Below are 13,940 nucleotides of genomic sequence, written 5' to 3'. Positions count from 1 at the left end.
CGACTTTTAGACTTGAGCCAGAATAGGATGACAGACGACAGAAAGTGCCGTATGTTTATTCTCAGATATTTTTTTAGTGTAAGGATCTGAATTTCTGAATTACTAGAGTTGAGCTACGAATAATTTGTTGTAAAAATAAAATAATAGTTTTCCTCAGATAAAATAGATTAGTATTTTTACATATTACTCTATTAATAATTTGGACTATGAGGAAAGTTATTATTATGTTTTTACTGTGCTCATCCTTTAACTATTCATATTCTCAGTTTAATATATTGGAAGAAGCATACAAAAAAAAGTCAGAAAAGAAGCTTGAAGATTTCTTTGATCATTGGCGAAAAGATATTTTGCCAATTTCAGATAAAGAATATCAAGCCTTATTGACTACAGAGAAAGCTGTATATGATGTGTTTTATGCTTTTTATAATCCAATAGACTTGCAAAGAATTGGAAGTTCTGAGTGGGGAGATACTATATATCAGAACACAAAATATATAATCATTCAGCATAATCTTCAGTATAGAGTTCAAAATAAAGTATTTTATACTGAAGACGAGAAAATAATAATTTACAAAAAGCTATTGAAAAAGGAAGGACAAGATGGTATTGACAGTTTAAATTTACAAAAGATACCTGCTTTTGCAGAAGAAAGATTAATGAAAGAATTATTAGAGAAAGATATCATAAGCACTGATACTATTACTAATTTTAGACCGAATATTTCTTTTAGAGGTAAAGAAGTTGTATATCTAAGTCCTTCATACAATATAGAATTAACAACGTGTTTAGGTACTCGTATTAAGAAGAATAAAGAAGCTCTTAATTATTTATATTATTTGTCGGACAAAGAGGTAGCTAAAAGACAATGTTTTCTTGAAAAAAAGATAAAAATATGGAGAGGGCACTGGGGAGCATATTGGCAACTTTTGACATACCCACAAGTGTATACTATAGTCTTTGATAAAGAAATGAACTATGCTAAATTATTCTTTAGGCTTGCTTATCAAGGAGGAGAGGCTTATCTGAAAAAAGAGAATGGTAGATGGAATCTAATATCTTCTAAATTAACATGGATAGAATAATAATAGCGATAGATACTTTCTATTGTATAAAAATATAGATAATATTGAAAACCAATATAATCTAGAAAATAATATGATTAATGACTACTTTCCTATATCAAAATATACCTTGACCTCTTTTTTATTTAATCTTTTCATTAGCCAATTCTTTATCTTTTCCTGTTCATTTTTCGAAAGAGTGTTCTTCGATGTAATCATAAATATACCTGTTTTCTCGCGAGATAAAGTATCGCTTTGTTGATAAATATACGCATCAGAATATGAACAACTCTGTATCTGGGGATATAGAGGAGCCAATTCAGACAATAATTGCTTCCCTATAAAATATTGATTCTGTACACTATCTATTTTCTGTCTATAACCTGTAACTTCCAAATTAAGAAGGGCTATTTGCTGTCTTAACCTTTCTTCTTCCGATTGTGCTTTCAAGCGATCTTTAGCCATGTCGTTGTCTATAGCCAGTCCTTGCTCAATTGTTATTTTAGCATCAATTAAAGAGAATAAATTTGCCTGATCAATAATAGCTTTTTTATCGTCTTCCGTCAATGATGATCCGCCGTATACTAAATTTATTTCTTTTTTATTGGCACTAATCTCATTGTTGAGCAGGTAATTTCCTTTATATATTCCAACGTAACGTGTATATTTTTCTGCATTTGCCCTGAACTTCTCATTCTGAGACATGCGATAGCCTAAATAGATGCTCGGTAATATGATTATGATTAGAATGATAGATAATGCTTGATTGATACGCTTCTTTCTTGTTTCACTAATACTGATATCTCTGATTGGAAATTTCAGCATTTGAGAGATCAAAACCGAAGCATATGCAATACAAACTGTATTGATGGTAAATAAATAAAATGCACCATAGAAGAAAGAAAACTGAAAAGTAGCTAAGCCATATCCTGCTGTGCAGAGGGGTGGCATTAAGGCTGTTGCAATAGCTACGCCGGGGATGACATTTCCTTTTTGCTTACTGCTGATTGCTATTATACCTGCAAATCCACCAAATAGAGCAATCAATACATCGTAAATAGTCGGGCTGGTACGGGCTAGCAATTCGGAGTGGGCTGTATGAACAGGTGTAATCGTAAAATATATAGTTGATGCTATGATACTCGCTAATACTGCAAATCCAAAGTTTTTTAAAGATTGGCGAAGCAGACCAAAGTCGTGAATCGCAATGCTATAGCCCATTCCGTTAATCGGTCCCATCAATGGAGAGATAAGCATGGCTCCTATTATTACTGCCGTTGAATTGGTATTAAGCCCCACTGATGCTATAATAATAGCACAAACTAATATCCAAATGTTGGTTCCCTTGAAAGAAATTCCTTGTGTTATGGAATTGTGGATTTCTTCAAAATCTTCTGTTTGCTTTTGTAAGCTGACATAGGTCAGTATCTTTCTAATTGAATTGTACATAATGCATATTATTAGATTTTACATCTTATCACCCAATTTTATTTTTACCGAAAAGATACTTCTTTTTTGATTAATTATATATTTTTTAACCCTAATTTTTTATTCCGGTTTTATATTCTTTATTTATTACAAAGAATTAAATATTAGTCCCGATGACATTTTTCTTTTGAGAGAAATTGCCATCGGGACAATAGAACTTTAAGATCGAGGATATTATAAATCTATTTCTTTTTTATCATTTAAGACATGCTTTCCATAACGATATTGGTACAATCCCACTTCTATTTTTGTTTTGTCAGATTTCACAGGAGCAATCAATATAAAGTTCATCTTTTTCGTATCTTGGTCAATCACTTCGTTTTTGTCTCGGGTCTTTTGGTCTTCCCATGTTCCCGAATTTGCATATATACAAGGTTGCTTGTCGAGATTAGTATAAGACTTTATCATCGGTATATGAGTGTGTCCAAAGATGACAATACGAACGTTAGATAGAGCATTGCTAAAATACTGTACATCTGCTTGCTTGTCGATAAATTCTGTTCTCAGACTACCTACTATTGCTTCGTCGATATTTGTCATAACAATAGCATTGTTGTATCTCAACCGACGATTCCAATTGGCCTGTGTAAACAAATTATTGTATAGTTTCATTTGGATACTTCCATCAGTTGAGCTGTTATATGGCAGAATGTCGTTTATCGAATAAGCCTTTGTGTAGTTCCCTACATTTGTTGTGATAATAGGGTCACTGAAATTGTCCTTCACATAAATAAGCCCTTCCATTACTTCCTTCCACAGGTTATAATAAATGAATTTACTTTCTTGTTCGGCATTACCTGGGTTATTTTGTACTACTTCAGGAACTTTGGTTGCTGCTTCAGGAGTAGTGGGATCGGTAAACGAGTTGGCTGCAATACGAGCAAAGAAATAACCCGGAGGTAAAGTTGCACCCGGAGCTTCGCTCTCATTAGCATTTGGTGTTATCGCATTAAAGAAATCGTACCGATGGCTGTGCTCTATCGCTATCTGAGGATAACCTTCGGGATGATAAGTCCCTATTCCATATTTAGCTCCTGCATCGCGAGCTTGGTTCACTCCCGGCATTGCAATATCGATATTCTCGGCTGTGAATCCCATGTCGTGATTACCCGGAATATAGGTGAGTTTTATCTTACCATCTTTAATTATTCCGTTCAAAATATCAAAAACATTCTTATTTGCTGCTACAGACTTTCTTATAAAGTCGGCCTGCGAACCACCACCATAAGGATTTACACGTGTAGGAATATACCATTCGTCCAGTATATCGCCATTAAGAACAAGTTCTTTGATAGTCGTTGACGACCTTACTTCAGTTAAGAATTCTTCTAAACGTTTGAGGTGTTTCACATTTTCTGAGTAAGACAAATCATTTCCTAGATGCAAGTCGCTAATAACGACAATCTTGTTTCGTCCGTTGATATTCCCGTTGCTGATACTGTCAAATGGATTTGAGGTAATCTCTTCGTCAGTATTATTGCATGAAACCAAACTAAAGGGAAAGGTTGCAGCAATAAGTAAAAGTAAATAATAAATTTTTTTCATCGTATAATAAGTATTAGTGATAAATTTTTTAAGCAGTTTAATTCATTCGGGTGTTTTCTAATATCGATTCTCTCTAATTTAAGTATTGCTGGTATACCGAATATATGCTATTATTGCCAGGGAGTAGCAACACACAATTGGATATACAAATCTATGCAATATCAGAACTTGCGATGTTTCATATTTACAAAACCGCTGTCTTATATTTACAAATGTTATAGTTTAATTTTGTTGATTGGCAATATGAAAATTCCTTAAAGAGCTCTGTATTTAGACAATATTAAATTTATATGTCTTACAGGAAGCTATTTTATAAAAATTACAGTTAAAGATATATCCGATAACATATTTTGTGTTTTTAACGAAATTTCCCTTTCAATATCCTATAATTATTGCCTTTGTGGGCATGAAAAGTTAAAATTAAAACTTACTTTTGCAGAAGAAAGGTCCAAAAAGTATTTTGAAGACGAGACTATTTAATTTACCAGACCTGTAATATTTCAAATTTGCTTACATTATTAGGATTTCTTTTTTACAGTTAAAGTGAAAAACAAGTAAATGAATGTAACTTCATTCATATCATTCTCTTATTACATTTAATTATTACGCATAATGCAATATCTATATATAGCTACAGTCTTTGCTGGTGCGCTTGTATGTTTGCTTGCCTCGCTATTGTTAGTTGTTCGCCGTAAGACCGGAGAACGTTCTCGTGTAATTCTTGCGGTCATAGTCTTTTTCTCTGTTTTTAATTATATTCCACGTTTTATTGCGCTTTGCAACGGGGTAGTTCCCGATTTCGTAGTTTCTGCAAAATTATTGTTGGTGGCAAACTTTATGGTTGTATCTTACATTATGTATCCTATAGAGGTGATTGCTCCCGGCTGTTTAAATTTTTGGCGGATAATAAAGCTATATTCTCTTTGGCTGTTTTTGCTGGGTGTTTATCTTGTTACCTCCCGCACCGGTATGCACTATACTCCATATAATACGCTTCTGGAAATGTTGCCCGATGCTCACCGATTTGAGGTCTGGTTTCGTCTTTTACTTGCATTGTTGATATTTCTCCCGGGACTGTTTGTCTTTTTTGTTCATCGTACAAGACGCTACAATAACACCGATTATATTTGGTTGAAGAAATACTCGATTACACTTTTTATAAATATTCTGGCATATGTTCTGATCTTGATGTTTAATCACCCTATAATGAATATTTCGTACTATTATATTAGTGTCGGGTGTAGTCTCTATATTGTTTACATGGAGCTGTTCGATCGTCTGATCGGAAAATCAGTTCTTGAGAAAAATACTGAAGAAAAAGGTGTACATCCTGAAGAAGCTACAGTAGAAGATGTGCAGTCATCCTCATGTCCTGAGCAAAAAAATACGATCTTGATTGATAGATTAGATGCATATATGAAGAATAAATATGCATGGCGAGATCCTTATTTATCTCTTAATATGTTAGCCTCAGAACTTTTTACGAATCGTACAACTCTGGCGCAAGTTATGCGCGAAAATGGCTACGAAAGCTATACACACTATATTAATAAACTGCGCATTGAGGATTTCTTGCAACAAATAGAATCAGGGCAATATGTTAATTATCAAGAAGCTTTCTTTTTTGTCGGATTTCGTTCGCGTAGCACCGCTTTACGTAATTTCAGACAACTAACAGGAATGATTCCTTCCGAGTATTTTCAAAAGAAAAATATTCAGATAAACGAAGGTAATGTGATCCATCATTACTGATTTTCACGTGTTAAAAATATAAGGAAGTGTTTTTCAATTAAATGAATAACACTTCCTTATATTTTTTTATAATAAATTTATTCTATTACAAGCTCTCAAGCATTCTTTTTATAACGGTCTGTGCTGATATCTCACGGTTCGCCGCCTCTTGAATAACAATAGACTGAGGGCTTTCTATAACATCGTCACTTACAATCATATTACGGCGTACAGGTAGGCAATGCATAAAATAAGCATTGTTAGTAAGTGCCATTTTCTCACTGGTTACTGTCCACGACATATCTTTGCTTAGTATCTTTCCATAATTCGGATCGGTATACGCAGCCCAGTTTTTAGCATATACAAAGTCAGCTCCGGCCAGCGCCTTATCCTGATCGTATTCAACTTTAGCACCACGTACAAATTTAGAGTCTAACTCATAGCCTTCAGGGTGAGTGATAACAAAATCAACATCTGCCTCGTTCATGAAATCGGCGAAAGAGTTAGGGACAGCCTGTGGCAATGCCTTGGGGTGTGGAGCCCATGTTAAAACGACTTTTGGACGAGCTGTTTTCTTATATTCTTCGATTGTAATTAGGTCGGCAAATGCTTGTAGTGGATGACCTGTAGCAGCTTCCATACTGAAGACAGGTTTTCCCGAATATTTTATAAACTGATTGAGAATCTTTTCTTGATAATCATCTTCTTTATTCTCGAACTGCGCAAAAGCACGCACACCAATGATATCACAATAACTGCCCATTACAGGAATTGCCTCTAATATATGCTCCGATTTGTCACCATCCATAATCACGCCTCGTTCTGTTTCCAGCTTCCACGCTCCTTGATTAATATCAAGTACCATCGTGTTCATACCCAGATTCATTCCGGCTTTTTGTGTACTTAGGCGGGTGCGTAAGCTTGAGTTGAAGAAAACCATTAGCAGGGTTTTGTTTTCTCCAAGCTTCTTATAAGCAAAACGATTTTTCTTTATTTCCAGAGCTTCCTTTATTGCAGCATTTAGGTTGCCCAAATCTTTTACATTGGTATAAGTTTTCATTATGTTGTTTGTTATTGTATTCAAATTAAAGGTACAAAGTTAAATCTTATTCTTTGGATATATCTCTTTTTTCTCTTTTTCTGTCGTATACCTTTTTGCTCTTATGCACATTTGCTGTACGTCGCCACCCCGGCGATTGAGATAATTCATCTTCCCGGTCTGCTTTTTTTACAGCTTTTATATAATCCTTTATAGATATTTTACCTGCTGTTTTCTTCTTTTTCTTCATGACAAGAATTTAACTGTTATAGAAATATTTTTATCCGCTTGTTTATGTATATGATAAAAACGGATAAAATAATTGATAAAAATAGAATAACTCCGAAACGGATGATTGTATAAGGCATGCTTATATCCCATAGCTTAATAATGACAAAGTAATGAATAAAATATATTGCAGAGCCTAATGAACCTAAATAAGTAAGATATGTATTAGGCATTCTATAGCTCGAATGCTTAAATACATATATTATTAAAGCAGGACAACAAACAATGAGCGACAGGTAGGTATCTCGTACAAGACACATATCTCTGGCACATGAAGATTCAATACATAATGTGATAAGGCTTAATACAATGAGAGCCACCAAGGTGGTATCTCTTGATTTAAAAATTAAGTTTTGTGTATGAATATAATAACCTAAAAAAATAAAAGGAAATCCAACAAAAAAGCCATTTCTTACGATGTGTATATTTCCCTCTCTCAATGGTTCGCAGAAGACACCAATTGAGAAAATGAGAATCGCCAAGACTAGAAGAACAGTATCATTCTTTATAAATTTCTTTGCGATATATAGTAAGAGAGTTCCATAGACCAGAGCGATTACATACCATAAATGTAATATGCCTAAAGTGATATATTCGAGGAAGAGCGAGGCTGTAATGGGTGGCTGATCTATATTCAATAGTATGTAAAAAGCCGACCATACGGCATATATTATCAATAGATGTCGGATATACTTTTTTAAGGCTTTCGAATTATCAATTTTTTTTGCAAGGTAATATCCGTTTATAACAAAGAAACAAGGTACTGCAATCCGTGCGATACCTTGCGATATTAGCCAGTTGAGCAAAGGGTATGTAGCTGATAATGGGCCTATGTGTATTGTTATTACCAATATACTTAGAAATACCTTGAAATAATCGAGTGTAAAGTTTCTTTCCATTATCGGTACTAAATCAAAGCCTAATATCTCTTATGACCTGGTTTGTCCATTACCATCTATCAGCCATTTATAGGTGCATAACTCCTCTAATGCCATAGGCCCTCGGGCATGCATCTTTTGAGTACTGATACCTATTTCTGCTCCCAGTCCGAATTGTGCTCCATCGGTAAATGCCGTAGATGCATTGGAATAGACACAAGCTGCATCTACCATTTTTTCAAAAAGCTTGATAGCTTCAGCATCCTCACTGATGATGGCTTCACTGTGTTTCGAGCTATATTTGGATATATGGTTGATTGCTTCTTCTATATCTGTTACTGTTTTGATAGACATCTTATAGTCGAGAAACTCTGTGCCGAAACTTTTTTCGTCAGCCTTCTTTAATTGGTCGTACGAGTAGTATGAGAACAGTGCTTCGTATGCATGTTTATCTGCATAGATAATAACGTCTTTCTTGTCAAGGTCTTCGCACAGATAGTGTAAGTCATCGAGTCTTTCTCTATCTATAACAAGGCAATCGAGGGAATTGCAGACACTCACTTTTCTGATTTTAGCATTGGTAATAATATCCTTTCCTTTCCTGACATCCCCATCTTTATGGAAATATGTGTGACAAACACCTGCACCTGTTTCTATCACAGGAATTCGAGAATTCTCACGAACATAGTTTATCAGCTCTTGCCCGCCACGAGGTATAATAAGGTCTACATAGTTGCGGGCATTCATTAATGCTTCTGTTGCAGTCCTGTCGTTAGGCAATAGTGTACAGACATTCGGATTGATTCCATTTGCGTCCAATACGTTTCTTATCAAATCAATTATGGCTTCATTCGAAAAACGAGCGTCAGAGCCGCCTTTTAGTATGCAGGCATTTCCAGATTTGAGACAAAGCGAGAATACGTCGAAACTGACATTCGGACGTGCCTCGTATATGATACCTATCACTCCGAAAGGCACAGTCACCTTTGATAGGTTCAGTCCGTTGGGCAGTGTTTTCTGCATTAGGGCTTTTCCTACAGGGGAGGGGAGTGATGCTACATTGCGGATATCTTTCACAATATCCATTATCCGTTGCTCATCGAGTAGCAAGCGGTCGTATTTTGGATTACTTGTATTCATTCTTTGCAAATCTTTCTGATTCTCTGCAAGAATGTAATACATCTTCGATTCGGTTTCTTTTGCAATAGCTTCCAGTATTGCGTTTATTTCTTTTTCTTCCAATAAGTTAAGACTCTTACTAGCCTCTGCAACTAACTGGAACGTATTCTGGTGATAATCGTCCATTTTTATTTTTCAATATATAAATAGTCGTAATGAATTATTGCCTTTTTATTATTTTTCCCTATTACTTCTTTGGCTTTTTCGCTGCTATATGCAGTTTTTCCAATGCCAATCAATTTCCCTTTTTCATCCATGATGCGCACTACATCGTCAGCCTCGAAGTTACCAATAATTTTGGTTACACCAACAGGAAGTAGGCTGACAGCCTTGTCTCCCAAGAGTACCTCTTTAGCATTTGGGTTGACGTATATTTCTCCTTTGGTAAACCCTTCGGAGTGAGCAATCCATTTTTTTATACTTGTTGTTTTCTTTGTAGAGGGGATAAAGTGCGTGGAAATCACATCTTTCCCTTTTATAAGGTCTACAAGTATATTGTCTCTACGCCCGTTGGCTATTATTACTTCAATTCCCTCTTCTGCAGCTTTGCGTGCAATATTATACTTGGTAGTCATTCCACCACGTCCGGTAGATGATTTGGAAGACTGTATACAGTCTTCTATATTGTCTTTTGTAATATCTATCTTCTTAAATATCTCCGATTTAGGATCGGACGGATTGCCATTATATATACCGTCGATATTGCTCAGTATGATTAGTTTTTCGCAGCCCATCATTGTGGCTACCAGTCCCGACATCTCATCATTGTCTGTAAACATAAGTCCGGTAACAGAAATGGCATCGTTCTCGTTGACTATCGGTATGACTTTATTTTCCAACATCACAGACATGCAATTTCGTTGATTAAGATAATGTCGTCTGGTTGAAAAATCTTCTTTCGTCGCTAATATCTGTCCGCAGGTAATATTCTGTTGATGAAACAAGTCTGAGTAACGGTTTATCAACCTTACCTGTCCGATGGAGGAATATAGTTGACGGGCAGAAATCATATCTAACTTAGACTTGACTTTAATCTCTGATTTACCTGATGCTACAGCACCCGATGATACAAGAATAACCTCGACACCACTTTTGTGCAGCTCTGCAATCTGGTCTACCAGTGCAGACATACGTGTGACATCTAATGTCCCGTCTTTTCGGGTTAATATCTGACTTCCTATTTTTACAGTAATACGCTCTTTCATTAGAAGAATATCAAAAAAAACAAAGTTAAAATTTTATTTCAGGTAAAATGATAGATAAAATAGAAAATAGGCGTTAAATTGCTTGCTATCTTTTCTTTTTGTGCTTGTAGTGCCTTAAAATGATTTTGAGTGTTTCTCTAAATGGTTTATATATAGGTAGTTATTTATAAAAGGTGACAAAAGTAACAGTTTTTGACGTTGTTTCTGATGTCACTTTTCTACTACAGCTTTGTACAGCAGACTTTATACTATATATGATAAAATTTATTGAAAAATTGTATGCTTATACCAACCCTTCGGGCAGATTTAGATATAATATTCTTTTTTTAGCATCAATTTTTTCGACAAAGTCCTCTGTTGCAGGTATTATGAGATCTTCATCGTCGTTCTTCACGAGGAATAGTGTGTTAATCGTTTTGTCGTCTATTTCTTCAATCGTTCCTAAATTGCCGGCAATTTTGTCTACTACCGAAAATCCAATAAAGAAGTTCCACGAATAGTCTATATCATCATCCGATTCTTCTTCAAAGTATTTACGAGGAAAAAATACTTCCAGTCCCGACATTTGCATTACCTTTTCTTCACTGTCGACACCCTCAAATGTTATTAAAGCCGTTTCGCTTCCTTTGAACCGATATTCGTCTACAAAAAAAGGTACAAAGATGCCATCTATGCGGCATATCAAGTATGGGCAATCGACCCGGTCGAATATATCGTTCTCAAAAGCAAAACTTATCTCACCTTTTATTCCATGAGGTTTGATAAGTTTCCCTATTTTAAATACTTCGCTATCTTTTATCATAGCTCAGGCTTGTTTATTTTTTCTTTTGTTGGTTGCTTTTTTTTCCACCACCATTGTTGTTGGGCGTATTTCTCTGACCGAGATCCTTCATTTCAGGAAGTTTGATGTTTGAGTTCCTGATATCGATCTTATGACCCGATAAATCATAAAGGTCAAGGAATATTTTGTGATCTTCAACATCTTTGTTCCACTGTATATATGATTTTTTCATATGAGTGGCAACCAGCAAAATGAATTGTTCTTTTTCTTTGGGATCTTCTATCGATACAGCCATCTTAGCCATCTTTTCCAATGTTTTACCATAATGGCGGTATTGCATGTCGGGACGACTATATTCTATTTTTCCGGGCTTGGTGTTCAAGTCTTCTTTCTTAACTACCTCGTAAGGATAATCTATATCCAGCTTAAAGTCGGACATAATAGCCAAGTGATCCCATAAGATGTGCTTGAAATCGTTTACATCACGAAGGTGTGGAAACATATTTCCCATAATGTTTATTATAGTATCTGCACAGCGTTTGCGTTCGTTTCGGTCAGGTATTGCAAGACAATAGTCGACCATATTTTGTATATTCCTTCCATATTCAGGAAGAGTAAGTTTTTTTAACTGAGTGTTATACTCCATTTGTAAATGTAATATATGTATAAATAAAAAGGTAAGTAATTAGATATCCACAAAGGTACGAAATAATTACTTACCTCTATAAATTAATTTTCTTACTTCGCCGTTTCTGCTATTTTTTCGGGAGCAGACAATGTCTTTTTGTACAATTCTGTATTCCCGAGAACTTCTATTGCTTTATCTACGTCAGCATCATGTTTAAGAGAATAAAGTTTCTCCCCACGCTGATAATAATAACGTTTAACAATGGCTGAGTTTATCTGTTTCATTATATCTTCTTTGAAAGTTTCCAAGTCCCGATCAAGGTTCGGGATAAGTTTTGCTTCCAAAGCCTTAAACTCATCATTGGCATATTTCATATAGCCTTCAAACTCCATTACCTCTTTTAGTGAAGCCATTGATTTTTCGCTCATGCGATCGTATTGAAAATCTTTGGATTTAACGAACTTCTTAAAGTCCTCATAGTCTTCGTTAGATATAGAAAACTTTTCAGGCGATTCGATCGATTTATGTCTTACTACCCAATCTGTAACCCAATCGAAAACGATATATTGATTTTCGAGGTAATAGGTGATATTTGGGGTTTTAGGTTCATTCATTACAATATCGGGAGTAACACCTCCGCCGTCTCTTACCTGACGTCCTGCTTGGGTGTAAAATACAGTGGTGAGACTATCTGGTATACGTCCCACACTACCATCAGCATTTCTGTGGGAATAATCTATTGCTTGTACACATCTGCCACTGGGGATGTAGTACTTAGACGAAGTTACTTTTATTCCGCCTCCATAAGGAACTTCACGTGTTACTTGTACCAATCCTTTTCCGAATGTGCGTTCGCCAAGAAGTACAGCCCTATCCATATCCTGTAATGATCCGGCTACAATTTCGGCAGCAGAAGCAGAGCCTCTATTCGTTAAAACGATAATAGGTATTTCTGTATCTATTGGTTCCAATGTCGTGCGGTATGTCCTATCAGTCTGTTTTAGTTTTCCTTTGGTAGACAGCACAACTTTTCCTTTCGGCACAAACATATTTACAATCTGAACCGCTTCTTCCATGATTCCTCCACCATTTTGGCGTACATCGAATATAAGGGATTTAGCGCCTTGTTTCTTTACCTCTAGGAATGCATTTTTTACTTCAGCAGCACTTTTGTCGGTAAAGGTGCTAAAACTTATATATCCTATAGTAGGAGTTACCATACCATAGTATGTAATAGGATCCATAAGAACTTTCTCGCGTACAACCTTGAGCGTTAAAGGTTTTTTCTCGCCTTTGCGTTCTACCTTTACTTCTATTGTTGTTCCCGGTTGCCCTTTTAGGTTATTGCTTACAAAACTGCTCAATGTGCGCCCAAATACCTCTCCGGGTACAGAGTCGCAGGTAGTCATATCTTTTCCGTCTATCTCCAAGATTACGTCCCCCGCTTTCAATCCGGCTTTTGCGGCGGGCTTGTCTCCGTATGGTTCTATAATAGTAACTCGTCCATCCTTGAAAGATACGATGGCTCCAACTCCGGCATATTCACCTGTTATTTGCGTGCTAAACTCTTTCATGTCATCCTCATTGTAGTATTCTGTATAAGGATCAAGTGTGCCTAGCATATTGTCTATACCTGTGCGTATTGTTTTATTTATGTCGAGGCTATCGACATAGAACATATCCATCTCGCGGACTACACTGTTGAATATTTCGATGTTCTTATTTATATCAAAATAGCGTTGTTGCTCTTGGTTCTTTCCCTGATTACTTTGTGCATGGGCAAAAGTAGCCCCCAAAAGTACTGAGAATGTGAAAAATGCAATTAAACGGTTTCTCATTAGACTGTAATTATATAAAATGTTTTGTATTCCATTATTTTACGCAAAGGAAATACTTTTTTTATAAATAAATAAAATTACGATGGTTATATATCTCTTATTTTTAACAAAAAACGTAAAAGTGTAGAAATTTCGGGATAGTGAACTAAATAAATAAACAGATCGTTATATTTCTTTTTGTTTACTTGCTTATTAAAGTAAAATTCAGCGCCTGAGATTTTTCTTTCAATACTTTCACAAGCTCTAGAATGAAAAAGGAGGGACAAACATTGAAGACAA

At 35.5% G+C, this 13,940-nt stretch carries 12 protein-coding genes; 2 read left to right on the top strand and 10 right to left on the bottom strand.

The genetic code is table 11. The annotated features are described in order from the left end of the window. Positions 1–275: 275 nt before the first annotated feature. The gene (locus tag B3P17_RS10600) at positions 276–1,082 is read left to right on the top strand and encodes a hypothetical protein (protein ID WP_291105414.1); all 807 of its coding nucleotides are present in this window, start codon (positions 276–278) and stop codon (positions 1,080–1,082) included. Between the two features lie 84 nt (positions 1,083–1,166). On the opposite strand, the gene B3P17_RS10595 is transcribed toward B3P17_RS10600, so the two are convergent. Together B3P17_RS10595 and B3P17_RS10590 are read right to left on the bottom strand one after the other, a co-directional pair. After that, on the bottom strand, positions 1,167–2,510 hold the full coding sequence (locus B3P17_RS10595; RefSeq protein ID WP_252638182.1) for a TIGR00341 family protein: 1,344 nt from the start codon (positions 2,508–2,510) through the stop codon (positions 1,167–1,169). A gap of 213 nt (positions 2,511–2,723) precedes the next feature. Beyond that, positions 2,724–4,094, bottom strand: coding sequence for a metallophosphoesterase (locus B3P17_RS10590; RefSeq protein WP_252638181.1), 1,371 nt, complete (start codon positions 4,092–4,094; stop codon positions 2,724–2,726). A 612-nt stretch (positions 4,095–4,706) separates the two neighbouring features. Here B3P17_RS10590 and B3P17_RS10585 point away from each other — a divergent pair. Then, positions 4,707–5,846, top strand: a complete 1,140-nt coding sequence (locus tag B3P17_RS10585; protein WP_252638180.1) for a helix-turn-helix transcriptional regulator — start codon at positions 4,707–4,709, stop codon at positions 5,844–5,846. Between the two features lie 85 nt (positions 5,847–5,931). Here B3P17_RS10585 and B3P17_RS10580 read toward each other — a convergent pair whose 3' ends face one another. The 8 genes from B3P17_RS10580 to B3P17_RS10545 all read right to left on the bottom strand — a co-directional run bounded on the left by B3P17_RS10580 (position 5,932) and on the right by B3P17_RS10545 (position 13,661). Next, positions 5,932–6,885 carry an N-acetylornithine carbamoyltransferase gene (locus B3P17_RS10580; RefSeq protein ID WP_252638179.1) on the bottom strand — a complete coding sequence of 318 codons (954 nt, stop codon included), beginning with the start codon at positions 6,883–6,885 and terminating at the stop codon, positions 5,932–5,934. 46 nt (positions 6,886–6,931) lie between these two features. Then, positions 6,932–7,114 (bottom strand): hypothetical protein, encoded by a 183-nt coding sequence (locus B3P17_RS10575; protein ID WP_252638178.1) that lies wholly within the window; start codon positions 7,112–7,114, stop codon positions 6,932–6,934. 16 nt (positions 7,115–7,130) lie between these two features. Beyond that, positions 7,131–8,051 (bottom strand): acyltransferase, encoded by a 921-nt coding sequence (locus tag B3P17_RS10570; protein ID WP_291105410.1) that lies wholly within the window; start codon positions 8,049–8,051, stop codon positions 7,131–7,133. Positions 8,052–8,081: 30 nt separating this feature from the next. Further along, entirely contained in the window at positions 8,082–9,335 is a 1,254-nt protein-coding gene (locus B3P17_RS10565; RefSeq protein WP_291105408.1) for a glutamate-5-semialdehyde dehydrogenase, read from the bottom strand. 2 nt (positions 9,336–9,337) lie between these two features. Further along, positions 9,338–10,414, bottom strand: a complete 1,077-nt coding sequence (gene proB, locus B3P17_RS10560; RefSeq protein WP_252638175.1) for a glutamate 5-kinase — start codon at positions 10,412–10,414, stop codon at positions 9,338–9,340. Positions 10,415–10,697: 283 nt separating this feature from the next. Beyond that, on the bottom strand, positions 10,698–11,216 hold the full coding sequence (gene rimM, locus B3P17_RS10555) for a ribosome maturation factor RimM (protein WP_252638174.1): 519 nt from the start codon (positions 11,214–11,216) through the stop codon (positions 10,698–10,700). Between the two features lie 13 nt (positions 11,217–11,229). Then, positions 11,230–11,841: a DUF4290 domain-containing protein gene (locus B3P17_RS10550; RefSeq protein ID WP_252638173.1), complete on the bottom strand. Its 612-nt coding sequence runs from the start codon at positions 11,839–11,841 to the stop codon at positions 11,230–11,232. Positions 11,842–11,933: 92 nt separating this feature from the next. Continuing rightward, positions 11,934–13,661, bottom strand: a complete 1,728-nt coding sequence (locus B3P17_RS10545; RefSeq protein ID WP_252638172.1) for a S41 family peptidase — start codon at positions 13,659–13,661, stop codon at positions 11,934–11,936. Positions 13,662–13,940 lie beyond the last annotated feature (279 nt).

Source organism: Dysgonomonas sp. UBA7630 (assembly GCF_002483985.1).
Taxonomy (GTDB): Bacteria; Bacteroidota; Bacteroidia; order Bacteroidales; family Dysgonomonadaceae; genus Dysgonomonas.
The sequence above is the reverse complement of the archived record's forward strand: the minus strand, read 5'-3'. Positions and strand labels throughout refer to the sequence as shown.